Source organism: Tahibacter soli (assembly GCF_025717065.2).
Lineage (GTDB): Bacteria > Pseudomonadota > Gammaproteobacteria > Xanthomonadales > Rhodanobacteraceae > Tahibacter > Tahibacter soli.
Genome location: NZ_JAOVZO020000018.1, coordinates 400130 through 417171, shown reverse-complemented (window position 1 = coordinate 417171; position 17042 = coordinate 400130). Strand labels below are relative to the sequence as shown.

13 protein-coding genes are annotated in these 17042 nt (G+C 69.4%); 8 read left to right on the top strand and 5 right to left on the bottom strand.

Going from position 1 to position 17042, the window contains the following annotated elements; genetic code table 11:
- Positions 1 to 49: 49 nt before the first annotated feature.
- Together trhA and OD750_RS15315 are read left to right on the top strand one after the other, a co-directional pair.
- Positions 50 to 709, top strand: a complete 660-nt coding sequence (gene trhA, locus OD750_RS15320; protein WP_263541559.1) for a PAQR family membrane homeostasis protein TrhA — start codon at positions 50 to 52, stop codon at positions 707 to 709.
- A gap of 71 nt (positions 710 to 780) precedes the next feature.
- On the top strand, positions 781 to 1572 hold the full coding sequence (locus tag OD750_RS15315; RefSeq protein ID WP_263541558.1) for an SDR family NAD(P)-dependent oxidoreductase: 792 nt from the start codon (positions 781 to 783) through the stop codon (positions 1570 to 1572).
- Positions 1573 to 1618: 46 nt separating this feature from the next.
- Here OD750_RS15315 and OD750_RS15310 read toward each other — a convergent pair whose 3' ends face one another.
- Positions 1619 to 3406, bottom strand: coding sequence for a DUF885 domain-containing protein (locus OD750_RS15310; RefSeq protein ID WP_263541557.1), 1788 nt, complete (start codon positions 3404 to 3406; stop codon positions 1619 to 1621).
- Positions 3407 to 3647: 241 nt separating this feature from the next.
- Here OD750_RS15310 and OD750_RS15305 point away from each other — a divergent pair, with 241 nt between their 5' ends.
- From OD750_RS15305 to OD750_RS15295, 3 genes are all read left to right on the top strand, one after another.
- Entirely contained in the window at positions 3648 to 4127 is a 480-nt protein-coding gene (locus tag OD750_RS15305; RefSeq protein ID WP_263541556.1) for a DUF456 domain-containing protein, read from the top strand.
- A gap of 119 nt (positions 4128 to 4246) precedes the next feature.
- Complete coding sequence (locus tag OD750_RS15300; RefSeq protein ID WP_263541555.1) at positions 4247 to 4693, top strand: hypothetical protein; 447 nt, start codon at positions 4247 to 4249, stop codon at positions 4691 to 4693.
- Positions 4693 to 5682, top strand: coding sequence for a GlxA family transcriptional regulator (locus tag OD750_RS15295; protein ID WP_263541554.1), 990 nt, complete (start codon positions 4693 to 4695; stop codon positions 5680 to 5682). The genes OD750_RS15300 and OD750_RS15295 overlap by 1 nt, the downstream gene beginning before the upstream one ends.
- On the opposite strand, the gene OD750_RS15290 is transcribed toward OD750_RS15295, so the two are convergent.
- Positions 5679 to 7064 carry an MATE family efflux transporter gene (locus OD750_RS15290; protein WP_263541553.1) on the bottom strand — a complete coding sequence of 462 codons (1386 nt, stop codon included), beginning with the start codon at positions 7062 to 7064 and terminating at the stop codon, positions 5679 to 5681. The genes OD750_RS15295 and OD750_RS15290 overlap by 4 nt on opposite strands.
- A gap of 116 nt (positions 7065 to 7180) precedes the next feature.
- Between OD750_RS15290 and OD750_RS15285 the strand changes: the two genes are divergently transcribed.
- Both OD750_RS15285 and OD750_RS15280 read left to right on the top strand, forming a co-directional pair.
- Positions 7181 to 8758, top strand: a complete 1578-nt coding sequence (locus OD750_RS15285) for an amidohydrolase family protein (RefSeq protein WP_263541552.1) — start codon at positions 7181 to 7183, stop codon at positions 8756 to 8758.
- A gap of 93 nt (positions 8759 to 8851) precedes the next feature.
- Complete coding sequence (locus tag OD750_RS15280; protein ID WP_263541551.1) at positions 8852 to 9382, top strand: DUF4124 domain-containing protein; 531 nt, start codon at positions 8852 to 8854, stop codon at positions 9380 to 9382.
- A 4-nt stretch (positions 9383 to 9386) separates the two neighbouring features.
- Here OD750_RS15280 and OD750_RS15275 read toward each other — a convergent pair whose 3' ends face one another.
- Entirely contained in the window at positions 9387 to 10745 is a 1359-nt protein-coding gene (locus tag OD750_RS15275; RefSeq protein WP_263541550.1) for a hypothetical protein, read from the bottom strand.
- Between the two features lie 129 nt (positions 10746 to 10874).
- Between OD750_RS15275 and OD750_RS15270 the strand changes: the two genes are divergently transcribed.
- Positions 10875 to 12632, top strand: coding sequence for a winged helix-turn-helix domain-containing protein (locus tag OD750_RS15270; RefSeq protein WP_263541549.1), 1758 nt, complete (start codon positions 10875 to 10877; stop codon positions 12630 to 12632).
- A 59-nt stretch (positions 12633 to 12691) separates the two neighbouring features.
- Here OD750_RS15270 and OD750_RS15265 read toward each other — a convergent pair whose 3' ends face one another.
- Together OD750_RS15265 and OD750_RS15260 are read right to left on the bottom strand one after the other, a co-directional pair.
- Positions 12692 to 13066: a hypothetical protein gene (locus OD750_RS15265; protein ID WP_263541548.1), complete on the bottom strand. Its 375-nt coding sequence runs from the start codon at positions 13064 to 13066 to the stop codon at positions 12692 to 12694.
- Positions 13059 to 16376 (bottom strand): nSTAND1 domain-containing NTPase, encoded by a 3318-nt coding sequence (locus tag OD750_RS15260; protein WP_263541547.1) that lies wholly within the window; start codon positions 16374 to 16376, stop codon positions 13059 to 13061. The genes OD750_RS15265 and OD750_RS15260 overlap by 8 nt, the downstream gene beginning before the upstream one ends.
- Positions 16377 to 17042 lie beyond the last annotated feature (666 nt).

Below are 17042 nucleotides of genomic sequence, written 5' to 3'. Positions count from 1 at the left end.
CTGCGCTGCGGTAAGGTGCGGCGTCGCATGATCTTTCGAGGACGCCGGCATGAACACCGCGATGACCCCGCGCTACGCGTTCGCCGAGGAAGTGCTGTCGAGCGCGATCCACGGCATCGGCATCGTGCTGTCGATCGTCGCGCTGACCGTTCTCGTCGCCTACGCCGCGATGCACGGCGACGCGTGGCACGTCACGAGCGTCGCCGTGTTCGGTACGACGCTGATCCTGCTCTACACGGCCTCGACGCTGTACCACGGCATTCCGAACGAAGTGGCGAAGCCGACGCTGCGCACGCTCGACCACATCGCGATCTACCTCCTCATCGCCGGCACGTACACGCCGTACACGCTCGTGAGCCTGCGCGGGCCGTGGGGCTGGTCGCTGTTCGCGGTCGTCTGGGGTCTCGCGCTCGTCGGCATCGCGCTGGAGCTGACGTCGTTGAAGCGCCTGCGCGCGCCGGCCGTCGCGCTGTACATCGGCATGGGCTGGTCGGCGCTCGCCGCGGCCGGGCCGCTGATCCAGGCGGTGCCGAGCGGCGGCCTGTGGCTGCTGTTCCTCGGCGGCGCGGCGTACACGCTCGGCGTGCCGTTCTACCTGTGGCGCAGCCTGCCGTTCAGCCACGCGATCTGGCACGGCTTCGTGCTGCTCGGCAGCGTTCTGCACTTTTTCTCGATTCTGTGGTACGTCGTGCCGGCCGCACCCGTCTAGACGAAAGTCTCGACCTTGCGATCGTGCGCGATCGCCGCATATCGCCCGTTCACTCTTCGAACGAGGTCGTCATGGATCTTAAGCTCACTAACAAGCTCGCACTGGTCAGCGGCAGCACCGCCGGCATCGGCCGCGCGATCGCCGCGGCGCTCGCGCGCGAAGGCGCCACGGTCATCGTCAACGGCCGCAAGGCCGATGCGGTCGACCAGGCCGTCGCGGAACTTACGAAGGAAACCGGCGGCAAGGTGGTCGGTTTCGCCGGCGATCTCGCCGACGCCGCGACCGCCGAACGGCTCGCGCGCGAACATCCGGACGTCGAGATCCTCGTCAACAATCTCGGCATCTTCGAACCCAAGGCGTTCGAAGACATTCCCGACGCCGACTGGCTGCGCTTCTTCGACGTCAACGTGCTGAGCGGCGTGCGCCTGGCGCGTCTGTACCTGCCGGCGATGCGCGCGAAGAACTGGGGCCGCGTCATCTTCATCTCGAGCGAAAGCGCCGTGCAGATTCCGGCCGAGATGATCCACTACGGCATGACCAAGACCGCGCAGATCGCCGTCGCGCGCGGCCTCGCCGAGGCGGTGGCCGGCACCGGCATCACGGTCAACAGCGTGCTGCCCGGTCCGACGCGTTCGCGCGGCGTCGTCGATTTCGTCGACGCGCTCGCGAGCAAGGAAGGCACGACGTTCGAGGCGTTCGAGAAGGAATTCTTCGAGAAGGTGCGTCCGACGTCGCTGATCAAGCGTTTTGCCGAGCCCGAGGAAGTCGCGTCGCTCGTCGCGTACATCGCAAGTCCGCTCGCGTCCGCGACGACGGGCGCGGCGCTGCGCGTCGACGGCGGCACCGCGAAGAACATCGTGTGATTCGCGTGCGGGCGATCCGGCGACGGATCGCCCGCACGATGTCCGCTTACTTGCTCGCGTACTTCGGTACGAACTCTTCGCGCACGGCGCGCGCGAGCAGATCCGGCGGCAGCAGGCCCTGGCCGATCACGAAGTCGTTGAACGCCATGCGGTCGAACTTGTCGCCGAGGGCGATCTCCGTTTCGGCGCGCAGTTCCATCAGGCGCGTATAGCCGTAGAAGTACGACGTCGCCTGGCCCGGCGCGCGGAACGTGTAGCGGTCGACTTCCTGGTCGGCCATCGCGTTCGACAGGCCCACCTCGTCGGTCAGCACCTGGTGCGCGCGTTCCGGCGTGATCTGTCCGAGGTTCAGCATCGGATCGAGAATCGCGCGCGCGGCGCGCTGCAGACGCGCCTGCAGCGCGAACAGCTGGCCTTCGAGCGGCTCGTACGGCTTCGTCTCGGCCTCGGCATACAACGCCCAGCCTTCCACATTCACACTATTGAACGCGAACAGGCTGCGCGGCAGCGACACGCCGCGCTCGACCATCGCGGTGAACTGCAGCTCGTGGCCCGGGCGGCCTTCGTGCGCGGTCAGCGTCCAGGTCGAGCCCTTGTGGCTGAAGTCGTCGTAGCCGCCGCCCTTGCTGCCCGGGTTGCCGGCGGTCAGCACGAACGTGCCGCGCTCGCCCTTGTTGCCGATCAGCGGCGGCGGGTCCATGTGCGGCGCCGGCTGCGCGGCCGTTTCGGCGTCGGAGGCGACGCGCATCACCATCGGGCGGTCCGGCAGCGTGATGATCTTTTCGCGGCGGATGATCTCTTCGATCTTGCCGATCACGTCGTGATACGTCGACTCGATCTGGTCCTTCGGAATCTGCTCTTTCTTCAGCGCCTTGATCACGTCGCGGTAGTCGCTCGACGGCAGGCCGCGCTGCGCGGCGATCTGCGCCGCGATCGACTTCATCTCGTTGCGCATCTCGGCGTAGGCGAGGCGCGCCTTCTGCACGAGCGCTTCGGGCGCGATGTCGAGGCCGACGTTCTTGAGATTGTCGGCGTACAGCTCGGGCGGCAGGCGGAAATCGGTGCGCGACGCCGGAATCACCGTCGCCTTGACCCACGCGTCGTAGTCGGCGAGCTGCGTTTCGAGCGCCGCGAGCGCCTTGTCGCCGCCCTTGATCTTGTACTTTTCAAACAATTTACGAATGCCTTGCGTGTACTGCGGCGTGTTGGCGAGCGCCTGCTCGACCTGCTTCTTGAAGGGGCCGAGCATGCCGGGCTTGCCGAGCGCTTCGGTGAAGCGCGCCTTGGCGAGTTCGACGACCGGGGTATAGCCCTTCTCGAGGCCGACGTAGCGCGCGAGGCGCTTGGCCGCCGCGGCCTGGCGCCTGGCCGGCACCTGGTCGTTGAGCAGCGAGAACATGCCCTGGAAGATGTTCTGGCCGACGTCGGTGTACGGCAGCTGGTACTTCTGGTTGATCGTGCTCGAATCGATCTGGCGCGCGATCGATTCGATCATGATGTCGAGATCCTGCTTGACGCGCGGATCGGATTCGCTCGCGCGGCGCGCGACGAGCGCCGCCTTCGCTTCCTCCGCCTTGCGGCGGAAACGCTCCGGGCCTTCGGGCTTGAGATCGAACACGTCCTCGTCGTGTCCGAGGATGCCCATCTGGCTGGCGAACTCCGGCGAGAACTCGGCGAGGACGTCCAGCATCGGCTGGGCGTTCGCGTTGCTGCGCGTGACCCATTCGGCCTGGGCGGGTGCGCCTTTCGACGATGGCGCTTTCGAAGGCGCCGCGACGGCGGGCAGAGCGAGCGCCAGCAGCGTGGCGGCGACGAGTGTGCGTAAACGAGACATGGAATTCCCCGATGAAAGACCGGCGCGAGTCTGGGCCGCCGCCGCGGCGATCGAATGTGCCGGAGGTCGCGGACGTGTTGTACGAATCGCCGATTTGGCAAAACCGCGGTCGCCCGCCGCGCGCAAAGTTGCTTCTGCCGCATGACGCGTCGCCCGCGCGGCACGAGCGGGGCGCCGCGACGGGGCCTTGTTTCCGTGCCGGGCGCCTCCACACCGATGACGTTGCAGCACGGATTGCCCGATGACCACCGCCCTGTTCGTCCTCGCCGCCGTCATGGTGCTCGCCGGCCTCGTCGGCACGATCCTGCCGGCGCTGCCCGGCGTACCGCTGATCTTCGCCGGCATGCTGCTGGCCGCGTGGGCCGACGGTTTCATGCACATCGGCGTGTGGACGCTCGTGCTGCTCGGGTTTCTGTGCCTGCTCGCGATCGCGGTCGACGTCGTGGCCGGCCTGCTCGGCGCCAAGCGCGTCGGCGCCAGCGGCTGGGCGTTGTTCGGCGCGGCGGTCGGCACGTTCGCGGGATTCTTCCTGGGCATACCGGGCCTGCTGCTCGGCCCGTTCGTCGGCGCGCTCGCGGGCGAACTCCTCGCCGGCGGCACGATGCGGCGCGCGGCCGAAGTCGGATTCGGCACCTGGCTCGGCCTCCTGTTCGGCACGCTCGCGAAGATCGCGCTGTCGTTCGCGATGCTCGGCATCTTCGTGTTCGCGCTGGTCTTCTGATTCGCCGACCCGTGACGGAACTCGCCTTGGCGGATTTCGCCATCAGCATTGCGATTCCGCCACCGGCGACGTAGCCTTGCGAGGCCTAGCATGGTTCCACCCTACGAAGGAGCCTTGCCATGAAAGCTGCCAAATCCACAACGCTACGCCGCGTCGCCGCCGCGCTGATCGCACTCGCGTCGCTGCCGGTTTTTGCCGCCGAAACCGCCGCCATCCGCGTCGAAGACGGCGCCGTCGAGCCGCTCGCCGGCCGCGACTACAACATGCGCGTCGACGTCGCCGCGTCGCGCTTCGAACGCTACGACACGGCCAGCGGCCGTACCGAACTCGCCGCCGTCGACACGCACGGCGCACGCGCGCTCGCGCCGGGCCTGTGGCTGGCGGTGCCGCAGGCGGGCGCCGACGCGGTCGCCCTGCTGCCGCTCGGCGCGAATCCGTCGACTGCCGCGGCGAACGTCGCGACGCTGAAGCTGCCGGCGGCGATCGTCGAGCATCTTCATCGCGACGGCGGTGTGATCTACGTCGACGCCGACGCGCGCATCGCCGCGGCCGCCGGAGCACGCTGATGACCCTGCGCGTCGGGCTGCTGGTTCACGCCACGTCGGTGCCGAGCGCGGTCACCGCGCCGCTCGACGTGCTGCGCGTCGCGAACAAGCTGGCGCACCTGCAGCATCCCGGCGCGCCGCCGCCGATTTCGATCAAGCTCGTCGGCGCGCGCGCCGGTACGCAGCGCGTCGGTTCCGGCGTCAGCTTCGACCTCGAACTCGCGCGCCCCGACGATCTCGACGTACTGTTCGTCTCGGCGATCGAGTACACGCGCACCGGCGAGCTGATCGCGCGGCTCGACGAGATGACGGCCGAGCGGCAGCTGCTGCGCCGCTGCGCCGACGCCGACCTGCACATCGCCGCGGCGTGCAACGGCGCGCTGATGCTCGCCGACGGGGGCCTGCTCGACGGCCGCCGCGCGACGACGAGCTGGTGGCTCGCCAATCTCATGCGCCAGCGCTATCCGCTCGTCGATCTCGACGTCGAGGAAGTGCTCGTGCACGACGGCAGGATTTCGACCGCCGGCGCCGCGACGGCCGAATACGAGCTGTGCTTTCACCTCATAGAAACGGCCGGCGGCACGCCGCTCGCGCAGAACGTGTCGCGGCTGATGCTGATGGACCGCCAGCGCCGCAGCCAAGCGCCGTACATCAGCCTCGCGCTGTCCGAACGGCCGCGCCAGGGATTGTCCGAACGCGCCGAGAAGTGGCTGCAGAAGCGGCTGCACGAGGCGATCAGCGTGCGCGAACTCGCCGATCACTGCCGCGTCAGCGAGCGCACCCTGCTGCGGCGCTTCCATCAGGATTTCGGTTCGACGCCTTTGGAATATGTACAGAAATTGCGCGTGGAGCGCGCCAAGGCGCTGCTCGAATCGACGCGGCTGTCGTTCGAGGAAATCGTCGGGCGCTGCGGCTACCAGGACGTGTCGAGCTTCCGCCGCCTGTTCAAGCACGTCGTCAGCATGACGCCGAACGACTACCGCGAACGCTATCGCATGCGCGGGCGCTAGCGCGCCGCAGGAGCGATCATGCGCGCGTTGCGCCAGCGCCCCCAGCGGTAGTACGCGGCGGCGAGCAGTGCCGCGACGAACGAGCCGAGCGGAAAGCTCCACCACAGCGCGTCGGCCTGCCATGCGTCGGTCATGAGCCACGCGAACGGAATGCGCACGAGCCACAGCGCGACGACGAGATTGACGAGCGGCGGAATCACCGCGCCGGTCGAACGCACGACGGCCGAAAACACCAGCGCGACGCCGAAGAACACGAACGACCACACGACGATCGCGTTGATGTGCTGCGCCTGCGCGAGCGCGTTGCTGTCGTCGGGCAGGAACAGCCCGAGCGCGCCGCGGTTGAACGCATAGATCACGAGCACGAGCGCGCCGGTCAGCGCGACGATGACGCCGACCCCGACGTGCGCGATGCGCTCGACGCGGTCCCAGCGTCCGGCGCCGACGTTCTGCGCGGCCATCGTCGACACCGCCGCGCCGATCGCGAAGCCCGGCATCTGGATATACGTCCACAACTGCGAAGCCGCGCCGTAGGCCGCGACGGTATGCGAGCCGTAGCGGTTGACGAAGGCGATCATCACGATCATCGCGAGCGACATCACGATCATCTGCAGACCCATCGGCAGCCCCTTCGCGACGAGCGAACGGAAGATCGCCGGATCGGGTACGAGATGCCTGAGGTCGCCGCGCGCGAGCCGCAGGAAATGCCGCTTCCAGTACAGATACGCGACCATCGCCGCGAGACTGACGGCGTTCGCGACGAGCGTCGCCGTGGCCGAGCCCGCGATGCCCATGGCCGGCAGGCCCGCGAGGCCGAAGATGAACAGCGGATTCAACGCGATGTCGAGCACGACGCTGAGCACGAGAAACACGAACGGGGTGCGCGCGTCGCCGGCGCCGCGCAGCACCATCATCACGTAGGTGAAGCCGAACATGAAAGGCAGCGCGAGAAAGATCACGCGGAGGTAGTCGGCGGCGAGCGGCAGCGCGTCGGGCGGCATCGACAGGTGCGCGAGCATCCACGGCGTCGCGAGCCACCCGCCGATCGCGCACGCGGCCGCGACGCCGACGAAGAACGTCGCGCTCGATCCGACGACGCGCCGGGCGAGGGCGACGTCGTTCGCGCCGATCGCCTGGCCGACGAGAATGCTCGCGGCCATGCCGATGCCGAACACGAGGCTCAAGAGAAAGAACAGGATCAGATTGGCGTTCGACGTGGCGGTGAGCGCCGCTTCGCCGAGATAGCGGCCGACCCACACCGCGTTGACCGAGCCGTTGAGCGACTGCAGCACGTTGCCGGCGAGGATCGGCAGCGAAAACAGCACGAGCGTCCTGCCGATCGCGCCTTCGGTCAGCGAGCGACCGGAACTTTGAGCATCCATCGGGCAATGCTAGCACCGGCCCGTTGCCGCGGTTTCGGATGTCCGTTACCAAAGTCACGCGCCGAGCCCGTGCGGTGACCGGGTATCCTCGGGTTTCGCCTGGGGAGGTAACGATGATGAAACGATGGCTGTGGTCCGCGCTGTGCCTTGCCGCCATGCCGGCGTTCGCGGCGATTCCGCCCGGCGCCGACCGTCACGAGGGCGACGGGCCGTATACGCAGCTGATCCTGCGCGGCGTCAACGTCATCAACGGTACCGGCAGCCCGGCCTACGGGCCGGCCGACGTCGTCGTCGAAGGCAATCGCATCGTCGAGATCCGCATGCTCGGTGCCGACATCACGTCGATCAAGCCCGACCAGCGCCCCAAACTCAAGGCCGGCGGTCGCGAGATCGACCTTGCGGGCCACTACGTCATGCCCGGCCTCGTCGACATGCACGGCCACATCGGCGGCGACGAGCAGCGCGTCAGCGCCGACTATGTATACAAATTGTGGATGGGCCACGGCATCACGACGGTGCGCGATCCGGCCTGCGGCAACGGCATCGACTGGTGCGTCAACGAAATGCGCCGGAGCGAGGCGAACAAGATCGCCGCGCCGCGCATCTTTCCCTACGCGTTCTTCGGCCAGGGCCGCGCCGCGCCGATGACCAAGCCCGAGGAGGCGCGCGAGTGGGTGCGCGACATGAAGAAGAAGGGCGCGGCCGGCATGAAGTGCTTCGGCTATCGGCCCGACGTGCTCGAAGCCGCGTTCGACGAACTCAAGAAACAGGGCATGCGCAGCGCGTGCCATCACGCGCAGCTCGACGTCGCGCGCGTCAACGTGCTGACGACGGCGCGCTGGGGCCTCACGTCGATGGAGCACTGGTACGGCCTGCCCGAGGCGCTGTTCGACGGCCAGACCGTGCAGAACTATCCGGCCGACTACAACTACAGCGACGAGGCGCACCGCTTCGGCCAGGCCGGACGGCTGTGGGCGCAGGCGGCGCAGAAGGGCAGCGAAAAGTACGAAGCGGTGATCAAGGAGCTGCTCGCTCTCGACTTCACGATCGACCCGACGTTCACGATCTACCAGGCCAGCCGCGACCTCATGCGCGTGCGCCGCGCCGAGTGGCATGACGCCTATACGTGGCCCGACCTGTGGAATTTCTTCACGCCGAACCGCGACAACCACGGCAGCTTCTTCTTCGACTGGGGCACCGAAGACGAGGTGGCGTGGCGCGACAACTACCGGCGCTGGATGGCGTTCGTCAACGACTACAAGAACCGCGGCGGTCGCGTGACGGTTGGCAGCGATTCGGGCTACATCTACAAGATCTACGGTTTCGGTACGATTGAAGAACTGGAATTGTTGCGCGAGGCCGGCTTCCATCCGCTCGAGGTGATCCGCGCGGCGACGCTCGCCGGCGCCCAGGCGCTCGGCGCGGCCGACCGCATCGGCTCGCTCGAGCCGGGCAAGCTCGCCGACATCGTGGTGGTCGCCGAGAATCCGCTCGCGAATCTCAAGGTGCTGTACGGCACGGGGCATATCCGCCTGGGCCAGGACGGCAAGGCGCATCGCGTCGGCGGCGTCGAGTACACGATCAAGGACGGCATCGTCTACGACGCGAAGAAGATGCTCAAGGAAGTGCGCGACATGGTCGCGGCCGAAAAGGCCAAGCGCGGCATCACGACGTACCCGCAGCCGGGCGACTGATCGGAATTTTCTCAAGCGACGGCGCGGCGTTCGCCCGATGTGCGCGCGCCGCGCCGGGCGCATCGTGCGGTTCCCCGATTACGGAGAACCGCCATGCGTTGCCTGTTGCTGCTGCTCGCGTTGTCCGCCGCGTTCGATTGCGCGGCGGCGAAAGCCTACAAGTGCACCAATGAAAAAGGAGAAATTGCCTACCTGCAGACGCCGTGCCCGGCCGGCAGCGAAGGCGGTCTTTTCACGTTCGCGCGCGAACCGGCCGTAGCCGCGGCGGCGCCCGCGCCCGAAACGCCGAAGCGCAAGGCGCCGCGCGCGCAGCGGCGCATGCCGACGCGCGAGCCGGAGCCGGCGCTGACTTCCTACGAATGCCGCGTCGCGAACGGCGAGGTGTTCTATCAGCACGGGCCGTGCCCGGCGGCGGTCGTCGCGGTCGGCTCGGTCAAGCGCGATCGCGGCCGCGGCCGTTCGGCGACGCCGGCGCAGATGACCGCCGTGTCGGCGCGGATGATCCCGCGGCAGGACGCGTGCCGGCGCATCCATGCCGCGAGCGCAAGCGGCCGTGCGGGGCACGAGCGCGACGAGAACGTGTCGACCTACGAGAAGAATCTCGGCCGCGATCCGTGCCGCTGAGCGGTCAATCGAAGCCGTCGCTGAACAGCCCGTCGATCACGAGACCCGACACGGCCTCCGAACTCGGCAGGATCACGCCGAAGCCGACGAGCCGCGGCCAGCGGAACACCGTGCCGCGGTACGTCGAGTGGATCGGATACGACGCGCCGCCGACGTTGCTGAGCAGGAACGTCGACAGCGTCGCGCCGTCGGCGACGCGCACCGGCGCGATATTGCCGCCCGGGGTTACGGTCAGCGCGTAGTCGGGATGCGCATCGTCGTACGCGAACACGACCGGGATGCACGGACCGGTGCCGTTGCAGGTCGTATTCGTTTCGGTCACGGCCGTCCAGGGAAATACCGGTGCGTTCACGATGTTCTGCACGCGCGCGACCATCGAGGTGACGCCCTGGCCGATGCACGACGAGCGGCCGGCGACGAGCGCGTCGTCGACGAACGCGCCGGGTCGCGCGATCGCATCGACCGCCGACCAGTTGCTGCCGGCCGGACAGGGCAGGCGAAACACGCGCGGGCGCGCGACCAGCGTGCCGGCGTCGTAGTCCATGTAGAGCGCGTCGTTGGCGACGGAGCCGACGAGCTCGACGTGATTCAGACCCGAGCCGCGCATCTGCAGGATGTTCGGCGTCGCGAGCATCGTCAGCGCCGAGCCGCCGCCCTGGTCGGACAGCGCCCCGGCGCCGCTGCCGTGCGCGCGCGTGAACACGAGGCGGTTGTTCTTTCCGGTCACCGCGACCACGAGCACCGGCTGGCCGAACACCTCGGTGAACGCGGCGCCGCCGACGGTCAGGAGGCCGGCCGGTGCACTGACCGGCAACCGGGACGAGACGTAGCCGCCGACGCCGAAATTCGGATCGAACGAGCCGTCCGCGCGGAACTTGGCGACGGCGACGTAGAAGTCGGGGCTCGAGAACAGACTGAATGCCAGGTAGAAGATGTCCTGGCCCGCTTCCTTGCCGGCGACGAGCTTGATCGCGTTCAGGCTGCCGCCCGGCGTGTACGGGACCGGCAGTCCGGGCAGCTGGCTGCCACCGAAGGCCCAGCCCGCGTCGATCGCGCCGCTTTCGGTGTAGCGCGTCAGCACCATGCGGTCGTTGCCCGACACGCGCTGCAGCGTGGCGACCATGTAGCCGCCGGCGACGTCGAGGTGGGCGATGCCGATCGGCGCGACCGTCGTGCCCGGGTCCGCCGTCGGATATCTCGGGAGTGCGGTGAAGCCGTTCGCGCCGAACGCGGGATCGATCGCGACGCCGAGCGCGTTCGACGCGAACGCCCCGGCGGACGCGAACGCCGCGAAGGCGACCGCGAGTATCATTTGCGCGAGCCGCTTGCCCAGGCCGCGTTTGCCGATGTTTCCATTGTGCATTTCCATTCCCTCGCTGGGGGCCGGGCAATTCCGGCCGACCGGCGGCGATGCTCGTCGCCGTGGCGGCGGCGCGTCCTCACGCGAACGTCTCCGCAGCATTACTTGCCGGCCGGTCAGGGCGTTGCGCGCGTGAATCTGCCCGGTTCGGAAATCGGCGAGGCCGAGCGCGACGACCTGCCGGTGTATCGCTTCGCGAACGTCGTCGTCGACGTCGCGCGCCAGCAGCTATGGGTCGAGGCGGTCGAAGTCGCGTGCCAGCCGCTCGCGTTCCGCCTGCTCGTGATGCTGTGCGAGGCGCGCGGCGCGCTCGTCTCGCGGCAGGCGCTGTTCGACCGGCTCTGGCCCGGCGGCCAGGAGATCGGCGACACCGCGCTGACGCAGCTGATCTGGCGCCTGCGCGGCGCGCTCGGTCCCGCCGCCGAGGCGATCAAGACGGTGCGTCGCGGCGGCGTGCGGCTCGACGCCGACGTGCGTGCCGATCCGCTGCGCGCGCCGCCGGCGGAACCCGTCGAGCCGCGCGTCGATTCGCCGGCCGCATCGCGGCAGGCGCCGCCGCGATCGCGGGCAAGGTGGCGGATCGGCGCGGTCTTCGCGGTGCTCGCGCTGGTGGGCGCGCTCGTCTTCGCGTTGCACGATCCGCTCGTCGGCGCGGAATACGCGATTCGTGTCGGCGATCTCGACGCCGGCCGCACCGACACGGCGGATCTGCTGCGCCGCGCGTTCGAGGCCGAGCGCGCCGCCGACAAGGGGCGTGCGCGGGAACTGTTCGAACAGGTCACGCGGCGCGACGAACGGTCGCCGGTCGCGCCCGCGCTGCTCGCGATCTATTCGTTCGGCGCGCCGGCCGACGTCGCGCGCTGGGCGGCGACGGCGAAGGCGCGGCTGCGCGAGTCCACGCCCGCGTACACGCGCCTGCTCGTCGAGCTCGCGCAGGTGATCGATACGAGCGCGCCGGCCGCGCGACAGGTCGAGGACGCGATGCTCGACCTGCGCCCGAACGCGTGGCGCCTGCATCTGGCGATCGCGCACCAGCACATGTCGCAGCGCGAATTCGGCCGCGCGCTCGCGGCCTACCGGCGCGTGCCGCTCGACGCGCTCGGCCCGGCCGTCATGGTCTACGCGCTGAGCGACCGCGCGAGCCTCGGCGATGCCGACGCGGTGGAGGCCGAACTCGATGCGGGACGCCTCGCGCATTCGCCGGCGCTCGAGGCGTGCGTGCGCGCGCGCCTTGCGTATACGCGCGGGCGCTGGGCGCAGGCGGTCGCCGAGTCCGATCGCGCGGTCGCCCTTGCCGATGCCGACCGCGCGTACGACAACGCGATGAAGATCGCCGAAGTCGGCGCGCTCGCGGCGTTTGCCGGCGGCGATGCCGGGGCGGCGGCGCGCTTCTCGCGCGTGCTCGCGCGCTGCGGCGAGGGGCGGTCGCTGTGTGTCGTGCGCATGCGAGGCTTTCTTGCGGTTCTCGCGGCGCGCGCCGGCGAGCGCGATATCGCGGCGCGGCGACTGGCCGAAGCGTGGGATGCCGCGCAGCTCGAGTGGGAGCGCGCCGCGCTGCATCTGGTGGCGCTCGAATACGGCCTCGCGCCTCCCGGCACGACGCACGACGTCGCAGCGGGGCTCGGCACCGATCCGTCGTATGCCGGGGTCGGCGAACTCTTGCGCGCGTGGCAGGCGCTCGCCGACGGCGACCGCGACACGGCCCGGCACGGCCTGGCGCGCGCACGGCTGGAGGGCGTTGCCGCGACGTATTTCGCCGAACACGCGCAGCTTCTGGGGGCTCGCATCGGCGAGCCGCCGGCGCGCTGCACGGTCGATCCGCCGTTCCCGAACAGCGTGCGGATCGCCGCCTGCGTGGAGCTGGCGGCGATGGCCGAAGTCTCGAAATAGCGTCGTGCGATGTCGCCGGCAGGCGCCGCGACGCGCAGGCGCGGCGGCGCCGCGTCGCGTCAGGTCGGATCGGGGGTGTTGATCACCTGCGGATCGCAGACGAACGACGTGCTGAACTTCGAGTCGTAGGCGACGATCGCCAGCTGCATGAGGTACGGCGCCGAGCCCTTGTTGTAGATGTAGATCGCACGGCTGCCCGGCTCGATCGGCTGCGGTTCGAGCTGTCCGATGGCGTCGCTCGTGGAGACGCCGGTGATATTGATCGAAATCGGCGTGTCGGTGCCGAGCTCGAACACCATCATCGTCGCGGTCGTCACGATGATCGGGTCCGTGCTGTACGAATAGAAATACTTGCCCTGGCCTGCGTTGCCGCCCGAGTCGACGCGCGCGATGTTGAGCGTGATCGTCATCGTCGGCAGATCTTTGTCAGTCATGTTCGGATGCTCCAAGTGGGTGGTCGGTAAGAAACCGGATGTGATCCGGATGTCGAAACCCCGCGGCTTCGAGTCGAACCGCGAGCGTGCGAGCCTCGTTGTTGCGTCCGAGCAGGCTCAACGCTCGCATGCGTGCATCGAGTACGACGGCCTCGTTGCTGGCGGCCACCGGCGCCAGGAGGTCGATCGCCCTTTGCGAATCCTGTTGCACGATCTGTGCCTTGCCGGCGTGCGCGGCGTACTCGGCGCGCGAGGTCAGCACGTTCGCGAGCGCCGCCGTCGTCTGCGGCGATGCGCTCGCGGCCTCGGTGGTCAACGTGTCGACGAGCGCGTCGAATTCTTCGTCGGCCTTGGCCGCGCCGGCCGCGCGCCGGATCTGCGCGATGCGGAACGCGGCCATCTGGCGCAGGCGCAGGTAGTCGGTCGAGCGCGAGCCGCGTTCGATGACGGCGCCGATTTCCGCCAGCGCCTCGCGCGTGAGCGCTTCGGCCGCGCCGCGGTCGCCGGCGAGCTCCTTCGCGGTTGCCGCGTTGACCGCGGCGAGCGCGCCGGCGTGCGACCACACCGCGTTGCTCGGATCGGACCGCGACAGTTCGATCAGAACCTCGCGTGCCCGCGAGTAGCCGTCGATCGAGCCGGCGAGGTCGCCGCGCATCAGCGCGAGCCGCGCGACGTGCATGCGCGCGATCGATTCGCGATAGCGCCAGCGCAGGTCGTCCGGCTGCCGCGCACGCAGCGACGAAAGCGCATCGAGCGCTTCCTGGTAGTGCTTCTCGGCCGTTTCGAGCGCGGTCTCGGCTTCGTCGACGCGGCCGATCCAGGTCAGCGTGTCGGCGAGATCGGCGACGACGGCGTCGTCGGGCGTCGAGGCGAGCACGCGGCGCTTGAGCTGCGCCGACTCGTCGAAGCGCTCCCGCGCCGACGCCATGCGGCTCGTGCGGTAGTCGAGCGTCGCGAGATTGTTCTGCGCATACGACAGCTCGAGCCGCGCCTTCGCGTCGTCGGGCTTGAGCGCGACGAGGCGCCGCGCCGCGTCGAGATAGCGCTGCCAGTGCTGCGCCGTCGCCGCGTAGTCGTTCTTCTGGAACGGAATCTGCCCTAGCCAGAACGCCGCGTTGCCGAGTTCGAGCCACGCGTCGGCGTTGTCGGGCTCGCGCGCGGCGAGACTTTCGGCGAGGTCGCGCGCATGCGCGAACGCGTCGGCGGCGGTCGGCTCGGCGCGCGACAGGCGAATCTCGCCGATCTGCCGCGACGCGCGAATGCGCAGCAGCTGCGTCGTCGCGTTGCCGTCGTCCTGCGGCAGCGACACGAGATAGCGCATCGCTTCGTTGCCGACCGAGTCGAGCACGTCGAGCTTGCCGAGGCCGCGCAGGCGCTCGGTCAGTTCGCCGAGCATGAAGCCGACGAGGCCTTCGGCCTGTACGCGGCGCTGATCGGCTTCGGCGCGCGCCAGCGCGGCGATCACGCCGGCCGTGCCCGCGGCGAGGCCGAGCACGAGCACCGCGACGACCGCGGCGTAGCGCACGCGCCGCTGGCGGCGCCAGCGCGCGATCGATTCGTCGACGTAGCGGCGCACGTCGGCGTCGAGCGCGACGTGGCGGTCGCCGATCAGCGCGCGCGCATCGTCGAGCTGCGTGCCGGGCGGCAGCAGAAAATCGCGGCGCCGGCCTTCGCTGTGCCAGCGCCGGTACGCGGCCGACACGCGCGAGCGCGCCAGCAGCAGGCGCCGGTTCTCGGCGACCCAGTCGCGCGCGCGCGGCCAGTTGCGAAACAGCGATTCGTGCGCGGCGGCGAAGCCCGGCACACCGCCGGTGAGGTCGGATACGAACAGCCGCTGTTCGACGAAGCCCTGCGCGAGCGCGCGCGTGTCGGCGTCGGCGACGTCGGCCCAGGCGACGCGGCGGCCGACCGGCAGTCCTTCGTCCGGCCCCAGCGCGACCATCGTGCGCAACAGCTCCGGCAGGCGCCGCTGCGCCGACGCGGGCAGGCCGTTGAAGATCATCTCGGCGCGCTGCGCGAGCGCGCCTTCGAGCCCGCCGATCGCGCGGTACGCCTCGAAGCTCAGCACGCCCGACACGCTGCGGCGCTGATAGATTTCGAGCAGCGCGTGCTGCAAGAGCGGCAGCGACTGCGGCTGGCGCACGGCGTCGTCGCGCAGCACGTCGTCCAGGCGCAGCGAGGTCGATTCGTCGTGCTCGAAGCGCAGGCCGGCCGCGAGCGCCGGCGCGCGGATGATCTGCGCGAGTTCGCCGGCGGCGAGCAGCGGCAGGTCGAACACGCCGTTGTCGGATTTGAGTTCGACCAGCGCCGGCACTTCGGCCACGCGCGGATAGAAATCGTTGCGGCACAGCGCGAACGCGGCCACGCGCTGTCCGGCCAGAAGATCGCGCAGCGCGGCGAACAGGCGGTCGAGTTCGGCCAGCGGCGCGGTGCCCGACGCGAACACGCGTTCGAGCTGGTCGACGACGATCACGAGCACGCGATGGCCGTCGCCGTCGCGCCGCGGACGACGACGCGAGAGCCGCTCCTCGATCGTCGCGACGACGAGCGCCCTGTCGCCGGCGAGCGAGTCGACGAGGAACGCGCGCTCGCCGGGAAGGAACAGCGCCTCGTCGTCGACCTGCCAGCCGAGCATCGCGTCGGCCAGTGCACCGTACGCGTCGTTGCCGACGCGCATCGCGTCGACTTCGCTCACCGCGAGTGCGGTGCAGCCGTCGAAGCCGCCCGGCTGCGTCAGCAGCGGCAGCACGCCGGCGCGCACGAGCGAACTCTTGCCGCTGCCGCTCGGAGCCAGCACGAGCACGAAGCCGCAGCCCTCGTCGACGCGCTCGCGCAGGCGGCCGAGCACCCACGCCTGCGCGCGGCTGCGGCCGAAGAACACCTGCGCGTGGCCGGCGTCGAAGGCGCCGAGGCCGACGTAGGGACTGCCGGTCGTCCAGCGCGGGAGCGCGGCGACGTTCGCGCTGTAGCGTTCGGGGAACGTCACGGGCGCGACGATGCGGTAGCCGCGCTTTCTGATCGTCGCGATGTAGCGCGGCTCGGTCGCGCTGTCGCCGAGCGCGCGGCGCAGCTGCGCGATCGACTTGTGCACCGGGTTGTCGCCGTAGAACGTGCCGCGCCAGCATTCGATCAGGAGCTGCTCGGCGCTGATCGTCTCGTCGGCGCGCTCGCACAACGTGACCAGTACGGTCATGAGCTTCGGCTCGATCGTGGTCTTGCCGGCCGGTCCTTCGAGCGCGCACTCGTCCGGCACGACGAGCCAGTCGCCCAGTCGGAATCGAGAAGCGATGGAGTTACCGCTGGAAGTCATCGGGAAGCTAGGCTGTGCGCAAGCGCATCGTATAGCAGAGGGAGGCGCGGAAAAAAACCACGAAAGCTTCTGTGGCGAACTGTCGAGTTGTATTTGTCCACGCCGTTGCAACCGGGCGACGCGACCCCGCGCTCGGTCGGTGCGCGCCGGCGTAGCGTCGCCTGCGGGTCCGCTCGTCGAACGGTCCCGCTCCCCGGTCTCGTGCGTTCGTCGGGGGATCGTCCCGCCGTCATCGCAGACCGTTTCGAACGACCGTTCGCAGCGTCGCGGCGGTGCGCGCCGTCGAGGCGAGGTCGCGTACAGCCGCAGGGAGACGCCGTTTTTTGCCGCAAACGCGATCGTAAGGTTTCCGTAAGGCACGCATCGGCACCGCCGGCGCAGTATCTCGACACCGGGGGCCGCAGGCCCTTGGTACCGCAACGACGGAACCCGCGCCGTCGTTGCGGCCGGCACCGCCGGCGTTCGTTCCGGTTCCGACCCGGAGCGCTCGTCGGCGGTGTTTTTCTTTGCGCGCGCGCCACCCGCCGCGCATTGCCACATGACGGTTTCGCGATGCGCCGGTACCGGCGCTTTTTCGATGAATATCAAACCGTAAGGTTTCCGTAAGGCGCGTGTCGGCGGCACGGGCGCAGTCTTGATCCCGCCGACGGAATAGAGGACGTCGGC